This window comes from Myxococcus stipitatus DSM 14675 (assembly GCF_000331735.1).
In the GTDB taxonomy this organism is placed as follows: domain Bacteria; phylum Myxococcota; class Myxococcia; order Myxococcales; family Myxococcaceae; genus Myxococcus; species Myxococcus stipitatus.
Window position 1 is genome coordinate 4,246,954 of sequence record NC_020126.1, and the last position, 14,790, is coordinate 4,261,743.

Consider the following 14,790-nt stretch of genomic DNA (forward strand, 5'->3'; position numbering starts at 1 on the left):
GGGCGGGTGTCGCGTGGTGGACGGCAACAAAAAGGCCCCCGCCGGGTGGGCGGGGGCCTGGGACTTCAGCGCGGACACCTTCGCGGGGAAGGGCCCGAAGGGCTTCAGTTGCCGGAGATGGTGACCTCGTCGACCTTGGCGGCGGTGATGGCCTCCTCGGTGAAGACGATGGGGCGCCACTGCTTGTTGGAGAACAGCTCCGTCTGGTCCGCGAAGTACGGCGAGGCCTTGTCGCTGGACTGGCTGTAGGTGAGCACCGCGCGGCCGTTGACGCCCTTCTCGGTGAACTCCATGGCCATGATGAAGCTGCTGCCGTTGTTGATGACGTAGCCGGTGTCGGTCAGGTTGGTGCGGCTGTTGATGATGTTGGTGCCGCGCACCGCGCTGTAGTCCGAGTCGGGCGTGGTGGACTTGAGCGTGCCCCAGGAGACGATGTTGGCCGTGCCGTCGTAGGCGCCGCCACCGTGGATGGGGATGCGCTTGCCGTCCACGCGGGTGCTGTACTGCGACTGACCCAGCGGCGCATCCACCGGAATCTTCGCCAGGTTGAGCCGGAAGACGGCGTTGGCCAGCGCGACGAGCACGGAGTCCGCGCTGCCGTCGGTGGGCGCGGCCTTCAGCCCGCGAGGCGTCTGGATGGGACGGGCCACGTCGAAGAGCTCCGAGTACAGCGACGTGGTGCCCGCGCCGGACACGCCCGTGGACAGCTCGCCCATGCTGAAGGCGCCGCTGAACTCACGCCACAGCGCCGCGCCCTTGCTGCCCGCGTCGTAGCGCAGGTCCCACGCGGCCAGCGCCGCGCAGCCCTGGCGGATGTCGATGACGGTGGTGTTGACCTGCACCGTCGGCACGCCCGTGCAGCGCGCCACGACCTGGTCCCGCAGGAGCTCCGCCGTCATGCCGCGGTTGCTCAGGATGGCGTTCTCCAGCTCCGCCACGGTGAACAGGTTGTCCGCGCCGGAGGCGCCGTTCTGCTCGGTGAGCAGCACCGCGTTCATGCGCGTGCGCGGCGTCTGGCCCACGCCCTCCAGGCCGTGCATGGGCGAGAAGTTGGTGAGCGGCGCCGCGGGGTTCGCCAGCCAGTAGCTGTCGTTGGCGTTGAAGACGAAGTCACGGCGGGCCAGCTTCGGGATGCCCGCGTAGGGCACGAGGCCGGGGCCGCGCGCGCCGGCGGCGTCACGCCACTCGTTCTCCGGGTTGCTGCCGTCGAGCAGCACCAGGCCCATCTCCCGCCAGATGTTGAAGGTCGGCGTGCCCGCCATGTTGGACGCCGCGCGCCACATGCCAATGGCCTTGTCGCTCAGGTTGGGCGTGGGGGTGGCGTCCGCGTACCAGACGTTGCCATCCCGGTCCGCGGCCATGGTGTTGACCCACGGGATGCCCTGCACCTGCGCATAGACGTTCTGGAACTCCGCCAGGCTCTTGGCCCGGTTCATCCCCACGAACTGGGAGACGAGCTGCGTGTTGTCCAGGTTGGCGTCGCGGTAGGTGAGCGCCGACTGCGTGGTCCACGGCGCCACGTTGGGGATGGCGATGACCGGGCCGTAGTGGCTGCTGTAGAACCGCTGGGTGATGCTCGTCACGGAGCCTTCCGGCAGCTTCACCAGGACGGTGATGTCGCGGGCGACCATCTCCCGCTCCTCGGTGCCGTACTTGTAGCGGGTGGGCTTGCCCGGCACGAGCTGCAGTCCGTAGAGCGTCATGCGCTGACCGGACGAGAAGGTGTGCGTCCAGGCCACGTGGTCGTTGAAGCCGATGAGCACCGCCGGAACGCCGAGCAGACCCACGCCGTAGACGTTGAGCTCGCCGGGGACGGTGAGGTGGCTCTCCCAGAGCTTGAGCTCGCCCTCCCAGGGGAAGTGCGGGTTGGCCACCACCATGCCGCGCTTGTTGGCGGCGCGGTCCGCGCCAATGGCCCAGCCGTTGCTACCGACGCTGTGGTGCTCCGGACGCTCCACCTTGAAGCTGTCCATCGGCGGGCGACCCACGGTGCTCGCGCCGGTGATGGGCGGCGTGGCCGCGGCGATGGCCAGGATGAGCTGGTAGCTGCTGCCCGCCAGGCCCACGCTGATGTCGTAGGCGAACAGGTCCACCGCGGTGATGGGCCTGACCCAGGGCGCGTTGGTGCAGGGCTTGGGGAGCTGGTCGCCCGGCGTCTCCGTCACATAGCGGTTGAAGCCCGCGACGTAGCCCTGGAACATCTCCTGGATGTCGGCGGGGAGCTTGGGGAAGGCGGCCTCCGCCTTCTCCTGGAGCTGGAGCACCCGGTAGCCGAAGTCGCTGCCCACGTAGGTGTTGCCGGGGCCCTGGCCCATGTAGCGGGCGCGCTCGCCGCGGACCTTGAGGATCTGGTCCGACAGGATACAGACGTGGTCCTTCGCGAAGGCATAGCCCTGGCCATAGGACAGGCTGGCCATGTTCTTGGCGGTGATGTGCGGGATGCCGTGCGACGTCCGGCGGATGGTGGCCTCGTACTTGGGAGGCTCTTCGGGTGGCAGCTTCGGGCCACCGTCATCATCCTCACCACAGGCGGTGGCGAAGGCCAGGCTCAGCCCGGCGAGGAGGGGAAGGTGCCATCGAGTACGCCCAGACTTCCAGGACGCCCCGCGCGGGGAGAACGCTGATCGAAAAGTTTTCATGGCGACTCGGGAGCGTAGGAAGGGGCTGATCCACCCGTCAAAAGTTTTCTGAAGATTGACTTTTGCCGGGAGCCTAAAGTCAGACGCAGTGCGGCATGAATCGGTGGGGTGGGGGTCGGGGGGAGTGGGGTCAGTGTGCTAGGAGAACGCGGATATGACGACCGAGCAGCCGCGTGCCCGTCGCCCGCGCCGCCACTTCTCGATGATTCGCACCTTCGTGCTCGCCGACTTCGTGACGCTGGGCAACGGCTTCGCGGGGACGGGGGCCATCCTCTCCGCGATGCAGTACCTGGCCACCGGGCGGGAGACGTGGCTGTGGGTGGCCTTCGCGCTGATGCCGTTGGCGTTGGTGATGGACTTCCTGGATGGGCGCATCGCCCGCTGGCGGTTCAAGAAGTCGCCCCTGGGGGCGGACCTGGACTCACTGGCGGACGTCATCTCCTTCGGCATGGCGCCGGCGGCGCTGGCCTTCGCGGTGGGGATGCGGGGGGCGCTGGACGTGGCGGTGCTCCTGTACTTCGTCGCCTGTGGCATCAGCCGGCTGGCGCGCTTCAACGTCACGTCCGCGGAGCTGTCGGACGAGTCGGGGAAGGTGAAGTACTTCGAGGGCACGCCCATCCCCACCAGCCTGGGGCTGGTGCTGGTGTTGGCGGTGGCCACGTGGCAGGGCCGCATTGGCGAGTCGATGTGGGGAGGGGCCTGGGAGTTGGGGCCGCTGGTGTTGCATCCGCTGGTGCTGCTGTACGCGGCCAGCGGCAGCGCGATGATCAGCAAGACGCTGCGCATCCCCAAGGTTTGAAGGGGATATCCGCGCCGCTCCCTGACACCGGGATTCGTCCCCGTGGGTGGTTGCTCGCCCAAGGGTGGGTGCCTAGTTTCACCCCCCGAGCCGCTCCAGGTCCTCATGTGAGGCAATGGAGGGGCATGGGTCGATGGGTGTGGGGAAGGGGTGGGGGCCATGACGTGGCGCAGGAGCTTGTGGGCCTTCGCGGTGTTCGGGCTGGTGGTCGGCTGTGCGGACCGTGAGCGCTCGACGCTGGCGGACGGGCGGCTGACGGCGACCCCTGGAGGGATGGACTTCCAGAGAGTCGCCCTCCACGACGCGCGCGAGACGGAGATTTCGCTGCGCAACGTGGGGCGCGCGCGCATCAACGTGAGCGAAGTCTGGGTGGAGGGCCCGGAGGGGGCCTACCTGGCGACCTTCACGGACGAAGGGCCGCACAGCCTGGTGCCTGGCAGCGCGCGCGCGCTTCGCGTGCGCTACACGCCGACGAACGAAGGCGGCCAGGACGCGGTGCTGGTGGTGCGCTCGGATGCGCAGTTGGAGCCGCTCCTGCGCGTGCCGCTGTCCGGGAAGGGCGTGGCCGCATGGGCGCGGGTGTCTCCCGGCGCGCTGGACTTCGGGCGCATCGAGGCGGACTCCACGAAGACGCTCACGTTGTCGTTGGACAATCCGACGGAGCTGCCCGTGGAGGTGATGCCTCGGGTGGTGGGCGCGGACCGCGACGAGTTCGTGGTGTCGCCCATGTCGGTGGCGCCGCGAAGCCGCGCGGAGCTGGCGCTGACCTTCCGACCGACGCGGGTGGGGCGCAAGCAGGTGGCGCTGGCGGTGTCGCCGTGCCGAGGCTGCGCGGACCTGTCGGTGAAGCTGTCCGCCGAGTCGCTCGAGCAGGCGGTGGTGGCGGAGCCTCCCGTGGTGGACTTCGCGGCGGTGCCCGTGGACCGGGACGACATCCGGGAGTCGCGCATCCGCAACGTCAGCACGGAGCCGGTGACGGTGACGGGGCTGACGTTGGATGGCACGGACGCGTCCTTCTCCCAGGCCCCGCCGCAGGTGGGCTTCCCCCTGGTGCTCCAGCCGGGCGAGGTGCGCGCCGTGCCGTTCCGCTACAGCCCCGGACACATGGGGCCCGCGGAGGACCTGGCCCGCTACCATGTGGCGAGCCGGCGTCACCCCACCACGGATGTGATGCTGCGAGGCTTCGGTGGCGCGGCGGAGCTGTGTGTGTCGCCGGTGGCGCACGACTTCGGCATGCAGCCGCTGGGCTCCAAGTCGCGGGTCATGGTCAACGTGAAGAACTGCGGTGCCACGAACGCGGGCACGCTCACCATCCAGTCGCTGGAGTGGCGGACGGACCCGACGGGGCCGCTCCAGTTCAACCACGCGCCGCTGGCCATCCCGTACACGCTGCAGCCGGGGCAGGAGGTCAACATCCCCGTCTACTACGAGCCCACGCGCGCGGGCCGGGCGACGGGCGTGCTGGTGATGAGCACCAACGCCTATGCCACGGGCACGGTGGACCTCACCTTCCGGGGCGAGGCGCTGGCGCACGCGCCCTGTGAGCTGGCCATCACCCCGGCCGTGGTGGACTTCGGCACGGTGCCCCCGGGCCGAGGCGCCGTGCTGGGCGTGAAGCTGGAGAACAAGGGGCGGGACATCTGCCCGGTGAAGAACGTCCAGCTTCGCGACAACGGCGGTGGGGTGTTCAGCCTGCCGGGGGGGGGCCTCTTCGGCGTCACCCTCTATCCGGGGGATTGGTTCAGCTTCCAGGTGGCCTTCAACGCGCCGATTCTCGGCGGCTCCTTCACGGGCGAGGCCCAGGTGGAGCAGATGAACCCGGCGAATCCGCTCCTGGTGGTGCCGCTCGTCGCGCAGTCGGAGACGTCGTGCTTGATGGCGTCGCCCTGGTACGTGGACTGGGGCGTGGCGCGGCGCGACTGTCCGCCCGAGCCCCGCGAGGTGAACTACCTCAACGCGTGCACCAGGCCCGTGTCCGTGTCGCGGGTGTGGGTGGGGCCGGGCACCACGGACGGCGAGTTCTCGGTGGGCGGCGTGCCCACGCCCCAGCCCTTCACGCTCCAGCCGGGCGAGGCCTTCACGGTGGACGTGGAGTACGCCGCTCAGGTCTACGGGATGAACCTGTCGCCGCTGTTCGTGAACTCGAGCGATCTCACAGCGCCGTTGCTGGTGCCACTCATTGGCGAATCCTCCAAGCGGATGGAGAAGACGGACACCTTCACCCAGCAGGACGTGAGCAAGGTGGACGTCCTCTTCGTCGTGGACAACACGGCGTCCATGGTGGAGGAGCACCCGCGCCTGGTGGCCGCGGTGCCCTCGTTCGTGGACACGGCGCTCGCCAAGCAGGTGGACCTGCACGTGGCCGTCACGACGACGGGCATCGGCCCGGTGGCGGGGGCGTGTCCGGGCGGCGCGGACGGCGGGGAGGCGGGGCGCTTCTTCCCCGTGGACAACTCCCACCCGCGCATCCTCACGCAGGCGATGGCCGACCTGACGGAGGCGCTCCAGCAGAACGTGCAGGTGGGGCAGTGCGCCCACGTGGAGCAGGGCTTCGAGGCCATGCGGCGCGCGCTGTCTCCGCCCTTGGTGAACAACGCGGATGATCCTCGCACGCCGATGCCTCGCGACGGCAACCTGCGGTTCCTGCGGGACTCGGCGGCGCTCGTCGTCGTCTTCATCGGGGACGAGGACGACCACTCGCCCGACGGCGTGGACACCTACGTGCAGTGGGCCCAGCAGCTCAAGGGGCAGAACCAACCGCAGCGCGCCACGTTCTACGCCATTGCCCCCACGGCGGCGGCGTGTGGCACGGCGGGTGGAGCGGGCACGCGCTACGCGGAGGCCACGGTGCGCACGGGCGGCGAGGTGATGAACGTGTGCGCGGCCAACTACGGGCCGCTGCTGACGGCGGTGGCCAACAAGGCCTTCTCCGCGCAGGACCGCTTCCCGCTGAGCGACGCGCCGGAGCCGGGCACGGTGACGGTGACGGTGAACGGCCAGCCGGCGGCGGGGTGGCGCTACGACGCGCCCACCAACAGCGTCATCTTCACCGCGGTCCCCGCCCCGGGGGCCAAGGTGGCCATCACCTACCGGCGCTCCTGCGCCGCCCGGTGAGTGGGGGGAGAGGGCCTCGGATGTGAGCCAGTCGAAGGGCCCTCCATCCGGCCCTCGACGTTCATGTCGGCCCCGGGTGCTACAGGTCTGCTTCCGCCTGTGCGGATGACCAGAAAATTGGAGGGCTCCTCACGGTGTGTACCCTGAGGTCGTACCCGCTCCCGCCGAGGAGGCACCCGGTGATGTCCCCAGACTCCGAAGGAACGACGACGACGAGCGCGGGTGGCTCCTCGCGAGCACGCGCCCAGGGCCTCCGGGTCATCCAGGGCGAGGGCCGCCGCAAGGAAGAGCCGCTCGCCTCGCGGGATGCCGTGGCTCGCGCGCTGATGGAGGCCGGCGCCGACCTGCTGCTCCGGCGGATTACTCCCGCCCGAGCCCAGGAAATCGAGCGTAAGGTGGATCGCGTCCTGGACCTGTTCGACCGGGTGGACCGGGCGCCGGTGCTGATGCCGGTGCTGAAGCGGCACCTGGACGAGCTGGAGGCGCTGATGCGGGAGACCCGCGAGGTCCGCGCCGCTCGCCGGTAGCGTCTCTTGAGGCGAACCGGTTTCGGGGGCACCACAAGGGTTTGACCCCCCTGGCGTGTGGGCTTACGCTCGGGGCTTCGCCGCGCCCGGATTCCAGCAGGCCACGGGCCGTGGAATTTCCCCGTGGGGAGCGGTCGGGTCGCCGTGACCATTGAAACGTATGGCAGGTACCAGCTCCTGAAGCGGCTCGCCATGGGCGGGATGGCGCAGTTGTACCTCGCGCGCCAGCCGGGCCCGGAGGGCTTCGAGAAGCTGGTGGTGGTGAAGCGAATCCTCCCGCACCTCGCGGAGAACGACGACTTCGTCAAGATGTTCCTGGACGAGGCGCGCATCGCGGCGCGGCTCAACCACGCCAACGTCGTGCAGATCTTCGACCTGGGTGCGCAGGACGACTCGTTCTTCATCGCCATGGAATACATCCACGGCGAGGACATGCGCCGGGTGTGGAAGCAGTCGGAGGCCATGGCGCAGCCGGTGCCGGTGCCGCTGGTGTGCCGCATCCTCATCGAGGCCTGCGCGGGCCTGGACTACGCGCACAAGCGCACGGACCCGACGACGGGAAAGCCCCTGGGCATCGTCCACCGCGACGTGTCCCCGCAGAACATCCTCGTGACGTTCGAGGGTGGGGTGAAGGTCGTGGACTTCGGCATCGCCAAGGCGGCGGACCAGGCCACGGTGACGCGCTCCGGAGTGCTGAAGGGCAAGTACTCGTACATGTCGCCGGAGCAGGCGGCGGGGCAGCGGGTGGACTGCCGCGCGGACATCTTCGCGCTGGGCGTGGTGCTGTACGAGCTGCTGACCAGCACGCGGCTGTTCAAGCGGGGCAGCGACATCCAGACGCTCGCGGCGGTGGCCGAGTGCAAGGTGGCGCCGCCGTCGCAGGTGTCCGCGCGGGTGCCGCAGGACCTGGACGCCATCGTGCTCAAGGCGTTGGCGAAGAACCCCGCGGACCGCTACCAGGAGGCCGTGCACCTCCAGCTCGCGCTGGAGGAGTGGCTGAGCGAGCGCCGGCTCCCGTCGTCCACGGCGCATGTCTCCGCGTACATGAAGGAGATCTACGCGGAGCGCCTGGCGTCGGAGGCCCGCTCGGGCGAGCTGCCCTCGGAGGACCCCGCGGATTCCGCGTCCGGTCCGGGACGGCAGGAGGCGGGCTCACGGCGCACCGGATTGCGGCCCGCGCTGCCGCGCACGAGCGGCTCGACGGAGGGGGAGACGGCGGCGCTGCGTCCGCGAGGCACGGGCAAGACGGGGCGCATCGAGCTGTCGTCGCCGGGGGCCCGGCTGTCGGGCCAGCGCAAGGCGGTGGAGCCTGTCGCCCCGGACAAGGCGTCTCGCTCGGGGATGGGCGCGGTGCCGACGCCGCCGCGAGTGGAAGAGGACGCGCCGACGGTGGACGGACGCGCCGCTTCGCGCGCGACGCTGACGGACGTGAAGGCCGCGACCGAGCCGAAGCCGGCGGAGGTCCGCGCCTCGACGCGGCCGGTGCCCGTCTTCCGCGTGGAAGAGGACGCCCCGACGCTCGCGATGCCGGAGCTGGCGGGGCCGCTGCCCAAGCCGTCGCGGGTGGCGCTGCCGTTGCCGCAGGTGGACGACGACCTGGAGGAGGAGGACGCGCCCACGCTGTCGCTGGGCATGTCCCGCCCCGGCCGCAAGAAGCCGGGCGTCGCGCGCGCGGTGGAGCCGCCTCCGCCCGCGTCTCGCCTCGGGTGGTGGATTCCCGCGGTGGGCCTGGGCGTCGTGGTGCTGGTGCTGCTGTGGGCCTGGCTGAAGCCGGAGCCCGTGGTGCTGGCCCCGGCGCGGGTGGAGACCGTGCCGTCGGGCGCGCGGGTGGTGTTCGACGGGCAGGAGATGTCGGCCCGCACGCCGCTGACGCTGCCGGAGATGCCCGAGGGCCGCTACTCGCTCGTGCTGTACCGCGAGGGCTACCAGGAGATGCGGACGGAGCTGGAGATCAAGAACTCCGGTCCGGTGCCGCTCGGCGTGTTGAGGTTGGTGCCGGTGGTGCAGCGGGCGCCAGCGCCGGAGGCCGCGGCCTCCGAGGCGCCCCAGGCTCCGCCGCCGCCCCCGGAGGCGGCGCCCGTGGCGAAGGTCCGGCTGCGAGTGGACGCCGAGCCGTCCCGGGCGGTGGTCATCGTGGACGGCCAGCAGCGCGGCGCGGCGCCGGTGGTGCTGGAGGTCGCGCCGGGCGTGGCGCTGGCGGTCCGGGTGGAGGCGGAGAAGTACCGGCCGGGCGAGCGCACGGTGACGGTGGGCTCGGGACCGGAGCAGGTGGAGCGCTTCACGCTGCAACCCGAGGAGCGCGCGCAGCCGACCGTCCGACCGCCCCGTCCGGAAGCCCGGGTGGAGTCACGCACGGCGAAGGTGCGCTTCGCGGTGCGCCCCTGGGCTGAAGTCACGTGTGGAGGCAAGAAGCTGGGGGAGACGCCTTTCGAGGAAGTCGAGCTGCGCCTGGGTACCTATGACTGCAAGTTCTTCAATCCGGACCTCAAGAAGACGGTCAGTCGACGTATCGAGGTAAAGCCCATCGAGCTCAACGTGGTGAGCGTGAAGCTGGAATAAGCACATGGTTGGGACGCTCTCGTGACGCTCGTTGCCGGCATGCAGATCGGCAAGTACGTCGTCCGCCGCAAGCTCGCGGAGGGCGGGATGGCGGAGATCTATCTCTGCACCGCCCAGGGCGCCGCCGGGTTCGAGAAGGAGGTCGTCATCAAGCGGGTGCGCTCCTTCCTCGCGAGCGACCCGGAGTTCGTGGGGATGTTCATCGCGGAGGCGCGGCTCGTCTCGCGGCTCAACCACGCGAACGTGGTGCAGATCTTCGACTTCGACCAGCACGAGGACACGTACTACCTGGCGATGGAGTACGTGCGCGGCTGCTCGCTGTGGGAGCTGCGCAAGCGCTGCAAGGAGATGATGGACCCGGTGCCGCCGATGCTGGTGGCGCACATCGGCGCGGAGGTCGCCCGGGGGCTGCACTACGCGCACCGGCTGAAGGTGGACGGCCACCCGCTGGACCTGGTGCACCGCGACGTCACGCCGCAGAACGTGCTGCTGTCGCATGACGGCGCGGTGAAGCTGACGGACTTCGGCATCGCGAAGGCCGGCAAGAAGCTCACGCAGCCCGGAGTCCTGAAGGGCAAGTTCGCGTACATGTCCCCGGAGCAGGCGCGGGGCGAGGACGTGGACTCACGCACGGACCTCTTCGCGCTGGGCGTGGTGCTGTGGGAGCTCCTCACGGGCGGGCGGCTGTTCGACGGTGAGTCGGAGCTGGCGGTGCTGCGCGCCGTGCAGCACAGCGTGATTCCGCCCCCGGCCCGGCTCAACCCGGCGGTGCCCGAGGCGCTGGACGCGGTGGTGATGCGCGCCCTGGAGCGAGACCCCTCGGCGCGCTTCCAGACGGCGGGCGAGCTGGACCGCGCCCTGGCGCAGTGCGTGTTGGAGCACGCGACGTCCGTGGATGACACGGACCTGGCCGCGTTCATGCGGCGGCTGTTCCCCGTGAGCCCGACGCAGGCGCTGCCCGCGATCCAGGAGCGCACGCAGGTGCTCGGCAATGCGCCCGCGCCCGAGGGACAGGACGCCGCGCTGTCCCCGTCGCTCAGGGAGCCCACGGCGGTGCTGAAGCCCGGGCGCACGCAGGCTCGGGAGCCCGCGTCGCCGGATGAGGACGTGGACGCGGACACCTTCGTGCTGCCGCGCCGGGGCGAGGAGGTGGAGGGGCTGGTGGGGCGGGTGCCCGTGGCGACGCCTCGGATGCCGCTGCCCGCGATGCCGTCGTCCCCCGTGGGCCGCGCGAGTGCCTCCCTGGCGGAGTCCGGGTCCCTGGTGCGTCCGGAGGGTGGGGGGCTCGAGGACTCGATGCGCGCCCCGGCCCGGACCCAGAGCCGGCCAGGGGGCGTCCCGGCCGTGCCCGCGCCCGTGGACGAGGCCGAGCGTCACGAGCCGACGAAGGTCGGGCGCACGAAGAGTCAGTCGAAGCGCCCGGTCGAGCCGTCGCCGGACCCGGTGGTGCGTGACTCCGAGGAGGCGGGACTCGCCTCGGAGGAGGGCGCCGAGTCCTCCTCGGGGGAAGAGGCCGGGAAGGTCTCCGTCTGGAGCAATCCCTGGGCGAAGGGGCTGACCGCGGGCCTGTGCCTGGCGCTCGCCGCCGGGGCGGTCGTCGCGTATCGCTTCGACTCCGGCCCCAAGCCGCTGCCTCCGTCTCGGACCTCGGTGGGTTCGCAGCCTCGGACGCCCCCGGAGCCCGTCGCGCCGACAGCGGTCGCGCGGGGGGCTGGCGCCGGCACTGTCCAGGACACGACAGTTCCTGTTTCCGCCACGAAGCCACCAGAGCAGGGGACGGCCGCCGACTCCGAGGCCGAGGTGGAAGGGCTGAAGCGTGAGGCCGTGCTCGCCACGCCTCCGAAGTCCGCCGAGGAGGGCACTTCCCAGCAGCCCGCGCGCCAGGCCGCCGCCAATCCCACCGGGCTGCTGGTGGTGAAGGCCACGCCCTATGCGACGGTCTTCGTCGATGGTCGTCGCCTCGGCGAGGTCTCCGGCCGGGCCTCCTTCAAGCTCGCCCCCGGCACCTACAAGCTGCTCTTCAATCACCCCGCGGGCGACAAGCGCTTCGACGTCACCATCACCGAAGGCACCACGGTGACGCGCGAGTTCCGTCCGCCCCGGAGCCGCTGAGCCCCGCGCCGCTCCGGCGCACCGCCACCCCGTTGCTGATGTTCACGCGTTGACACCTCCAGACCCTGGAGGTCGAGCCGCGCCCTGGGGCGTCTCCGACACCTGCTGCGCCTCGCGCTCTCACCCGCTGGAGGCCGCGAGCGCTCGTCGCTGACGCGAAGCGCCACGCCCTCTCGCGGGTGCGCGTCGGCGCGTCCGTTTCCTCCCCCGAGCAACGCGCCGTGCGCCCTCCCGGCGCTACGGACCTGTAGCGGTCTACCTTGACACCGAAGGGTCGTTTCTGGCACTCAGTGTCCTCTTCTGAGTAGCTTATATTCAATGGAACCGATGGACCTGTTGGACCCCGACGAGATTGCTCGGATTGAGCGCGAGAACGCGGGCGGACTGCCCGCGAGCGCCATCCTGGAAATCTTTCGTCCCAGGGGCGTGCGTCTGTCGGAAGCGACCTTCCGCAAGTACGTCCAGGCGGGGTTGCTACCGAGAAGCCGCCGGGTCGGTCGTAAGGGGAAACACCAGGGGAGCTTGGGTCTCTATCCAGTGGAAGCCGTGCGCCGGATCAACGTCATCAAGCGGATGATGGCGGAGGGGCACACCCTGGAGGACATCAAGAAGTCCTTCGTGTTCCATCGCAACCACATCGACCAGGTGGAGCGGGACCTCGGGGGTCTATTGGATGGGCTGCAGGGCGAGTTGGGAGAGCGCGCCTTCGGGGGAGAGCACCGTCGTTCGCTCGAGGCGGAGTTGGCAACGCTGCGGCAAAGAGCGCAGGATCTGGTCCGGGACGTGGCCCGGCTGGGGAGCGCAGTCACCGCACGCGAAGACGAATCGATGAGTTCGCAATAAGATGCCGGCCCTGGAACCGGTGGACCCGGTTAGACTGGCCTCACGTGGAGGGGACATGTCGGAAGTGAAGCAAGTGGAGGAGGGCGGAGACCAGGCGCAAGAGGACCTGGCGCAGGAGCGCCGACGGTCCAAGACGATGTCGCGCAAGGAGATGGCGCGTGATTTGCGTCGTCGCCGTTTGACCGGGCAGGTGGACCCGGAAGAAGCGGACCTGCTCAAGCAGATGGATGACACGCGCCCGCGCACCCGAGCCGACTGCGTCAACGGCCCGCGCCCGTGCCAGTTCGTCTCTTGCAAGCACAACCTCTATCTGGATGTGAATCCGGAGACGGGGTCCATCAAGCTCAACTTCCCGGACAAGGAGATCTGGGAGCTCGAGCACACCTGCGCCCTGGACGTGGCGGAGAAGGGTGGAATCACGCTCGAGGAGGTGGGGGAGATCATGAACCTCACCCGCGAGCGCATCCGCCAGGTGGAGACGCGCGGGCTGATGAAGCTGCGCGAGGCCACCGAAGCCGAGCCCCCCGTCTCGGCCCGCAAGCCCTGAAGCGACCGGCGGCTTGCAGCCGCCGACATCGCGCCGACGTGTTGCGTTGACACCCCAGGGGGTGGTTGCTAGTACCGCCGCTTCCCGCACACCGAGGCGCACACGTGCTGGCTCTCCTCAGCGTTTCCGATAAGCGAGGTCTGGTTCCCTTCGCCCAGGGGCTGGTTCACCTGGGCTTCCGCTTGCTGTCGACGGGAGGGACGTTGGAGGCGCTCAAGAGCGCCGGAATCCCCGCCACGCAGGTGTCCGAGCACACGAAGAGCCCCGAGATACTCGGCGGCCGCGTGAAGACGCTCCACCCGCGCATCCATGGCGGCATCCTGGGCCGCCTGGAGCTGGAGGCGGACCGGGAGGAGATGAAGGCTCATGGCATCGAGCCCATCTCGCTGGTCGCGGTGAACCTCTATCCCTTCCGTCAGACGGTGTCCTCGGGTGCCGCGGAAGCGGAGGTCATCGAGCAGATTGATATCGGCGGGCCCGCGATGGTGCGCGCGTCCGCGAAGAACTTCCGTCACGTGGCCGTCGTCGTGGACCCGGACGACTACCCCGCGGTGCTCGCGGAGTTGGAGCAGCAGAAGGCGGTGGGGGAGTCCACGCGCCGCAAGCTGATGCGCAAGGCGTTCGCGCACACCGCGGCCTACGACGCGTCCATCTCCGCCTGGCTGTCCGCTCAGGCAGCGGAGCCCTTCCCCGGAGAGCTGTCGCTGTCGTTCCGCAAGGCGCAGGACCTGCGCTACGGCGAGAACCCGCACCAGCGCGGCGCCTTCTATCGCGAGCACTCGGCGCCCTCGGAGCCGACGGTGGGCTTCGCGAAGGTGCTGCAGGGCAAGGAGCTCTCGTACAACAACATCCTGGACCTGGATGCGGCGCTCGGCCTGGTGCTGGAGTTCCCGGAGCGGCCCACCGCGGTCATCATCAAGCACAACACGCCGTGTGGCGTGGCGGTGGATGACGCGCTGGTGAAGGCGTACCGCACGGCGCGGTCGGTGGATGAGATCTCCGCCTTCGGTGGCATCGTGGCGCTCAACCGCGAGGTGGACGAGTCCACCGCCCAGGCCATGGCGGAGACCTTCCTGGAGGCGGTCATCGCCCCGTCCTACTCGCCGGCGGCGCTCCAGGTGCTCGCGGCGAAGAAGAACCTGCGGCTGCTGGAGGCGGGGCCCGCCCTGGCGTCGCCGACGGCCAGGCCTCGGGCGCAGCTGGACGGGCGGAGCGTCTCCGGGGGGCTGCTCCTCATGGACCGTGACGCGGTGGAGCCGGAGCTCTCCTGGAAGGTGGTGTCAAAACGGTCCCCCACCCCGGACGAGGAGCGGGCCCTGCGGTTTGCATGGAAGGTGTGCAAGCACGTCAAGAGCAACGCCATCGTCTTCTCGTCGGGCAGCCAGCTCCTGGCGCAGGGCGGCGGACAGACGAACCGGGTGGACTCGGTCCGAATCGCGATGCAGCGCGGCGGAGAGGTCCTCAAGGGGAGCGCGGTGGCCTCGGACGCCTTCTTCCCCTTCCGGGACGGCCTGGACGAGGCGGCCCGGGCGGGGGCGACCTGCGTCATCCACCCCGGGGGCTCTGTCCGGGATGCGGAGGTCATCGCCGCCGCCGATGAACATGGGATGGCCATGGTGGTGACGGGAGTGCGACACTTCCGCCACTGAG

At 70.1% G+C, this 14,790-nt stretch carries 9 protein-coding genes; 8 read left to right on the top strand and 1 reads right to left on the bottom strand.

All coding sequences use genetic code 11. The annotated features are described in order from the left end of the window. Positions 1-104 precede the first annotated feature (104 nt). The gene (locus MYSTI_RS16695) at positions 105-2,639 is read right to left on the bottom strand and encodes a penicillin acylase family protein (RefSeq protein ID WP_015348951.1); all 2,535 of its coding nucleotides are present in this window, start codon (positions 2,637-2,639) and stop codon (positions 105-107) included. Between the two features lie 154 nt (positions 2,640-2,793). Here MYSTI_RS16695 and pssA point away from each other — a divergent pair, with 154 nt between their 5' ends. The 8 genes from pssA (at position 2,794) to purH (ending at position 14,789) form a co-directional block, all read left to right on the top strand. Then, entirely contained in the window at positions 2,794-3,438 is a 645-nt protein-coding gene (pssA, locus tag MYSTI_RS16700; protein WP_015348952.1) for a CDP-diacylglycerol--serine O-phosphatidyltransferase, read from the top strand. A gap of 159 nt (positions 3,439-3,597) precedes the next feature. Continuing rightward, positions 3,598-6,552 (top strand): choice-of-anchor D domain-containing protein, encoded by a 2,955-nt coding sequence (locus MYSTI_RS16705; RefSeq protein WP_015348953.1) that lies wholly within the window; start codon positions 3,598-3,600, stop codon positions 6,550-6,552. Between the two features lie 182 nt (positions 6,553-6,734). Further along, positions 6,735-7,079: a hypothetical protein gene (locus tag MYSTI_RS16710; RefSeq protein ID WP_233278296.1), complete on the top strand. Its 345-nt coding sequence runs from the start codon at positions 6,735-6,737 to the stop codon at positions 7,077-7,079. Positions 7,080-7,223: 144 nt separating this feature from the next. Further along, the gene (locus tag MYSTI_RS16715; protein ID WP_044283735.1) at positions 7,224-9,638 is read left to right on the top strand and encodes a serine/threonine-protein kinase; all 2,415 of its coding nucleotides are present in this window, start codon (positions 7,224-7,226) and stop codon (positions 9,636-9,638) included. A gap of 21 nt (positions 9,639-9,659) precedes the next feature. After that, positions 9,660-11,750, top strand: a complete 2,091-nt coding sequence (locus MYSTI_RS16720; RefSeq protein ID WP_201768963.1) for a serine/threonine protein kinase — start codon at positions 9,660-9,662, stop codon at positions 11,748-11,750. A 318-nt stretch (positions 11,751-12,068) separates the two neighbouring features. Further along, on the top strand, positions 12,069-12,593 hold the full coding sequence (locus MYSTI_RS16725; RefSeq protein ID WP_015348957.1) for a MerR family transcriptional regulator: 525 nt from the start codon (positions 12,069-12,071) through the stop codon (positions 12,591-12,593). Between the two features lie 55 nt (positions 12,594-12,648). After that, complete coding sequence (locus MYSTI_RS16730) at positions 12,649-13,140, top strand: sigma factor-like helix-turn-helix DNA-binding protein (protein WP_015348958.1); 492 nt, start codon at positions 12,649-12,651, stop codon at positions 13,138-13,140. A gap of 104 nt (positions 13,141-13,244) precedes the next feature. Next, entirely contained in the window at positions 13,245-14,789 is a 1,545-nt protein-coding gene (gene purH, locus MYSTI_RS16735; protein WP_015348959.1) for a bifunctional phosphoribosylaminoimidazolecarboxamide formyltransferase/IMP cyclohydrolase, read from the top strand. The last annotated feature ends 1 nt before the right edge of the window (position 14,790 follow it).

Excerpts from the sequence above, each read along its gene's own strand:
- MYSTI_RS16695 (WP_015348951.1), bottom strand. The coding sequence starts at position 2,639 with ATGAAAACTTTTCGATCAGCGTTCTCCCCGCGCGGGGCGTCCTGGAAG.
- pssA (WP_015348952.1), top strand. The coding sequence starts at position 2,794 with ATGACGACCGAGCAGCCGCGTGCCCGTCGCCCGCGCCGCCACTTCTCG.
- MYSTI_RS16705 (WP_015348953.1), top strand. The coding sequence starts at position 3,598 with ATGACGTGGCGCAGGAGCTTGTGGGCCTTCGCGGTGTTCGGGCTGGTG.
- MYSTI_RS16710 (WP_233278296.1), top strand. The coding sequence starts at position 6,735 with ATGTCCCCAGACTCCGAAGGAACGACGACGACGAGCGCGGGTGGCTCC.
- MYSTI_RS16725 (WP_015348957.1), top strand. The coding sequence starts at position 12,069 with ATGGAACCGATGGACCTGTTGGACCCCGACGAGATTGCTCGGATTGAG.
- MYSTI_RS16730 (WP_015348958.1), top strand. The coding sequence starts at position 12,649 with ATGTCGGAAGTGAAGCAAGTGGAGGAGGGCGGAGACCAGGCGCAAGAG.